Source organism: Winogradskyella poriferorum (assembly GCF_050618035.1).
GTDB classification, from domain to species: Bacteria; Bacteroidota; Bacteroidia; order Flavobacteriales; family Flavobacteriaceae; genus Winogradskyella; species Winogradskyella poriferorum_A.
Window position 1 is genome coordinate 1 of the sequence record NZ_JBODPY010000136.1, and the last position, 234, is coordinate 234.

At 39.7% G+C, this 234-nt stretch carries 1 protein-coding gene; it reads right to left on the reverse strand.

Features of this window, described 5'->3' with window-relative positions:
* Positions 1-205, reverse strand: a 205-nt coding sequence (locus ACRHOC_RS15220) for a fibronectin type III domain-containing protein (protein ID WP_431159449.1), incomplete at its 3' end; no start/stop codon positions are given.
* Positions 206-234: the final 29 nt, after the last annotated feature.

A 234-nucleotide genomic window follows, 5' to 3' on the forward strand; every position in this document is an offset into this window, starting at 1 on the left:
TATCACCGTCACCTACACGATAAACATAGAGTTGATCTGGTTTTAATTTTTTAAGCACCACACTGTGGTAATGAACAGTTAATGAGGCATTTGCCTTGTACACACCCAGATCAAAAATCTCAGTCTTAGCTTCAATAGTTTCGACAATATCCGTAAAGCCTGAATTCACAGTAGTCTCTGCAATTTGAGCATATGCTGTCGCGATATCGGTACTGGTTCTCTATGTAACAGCTC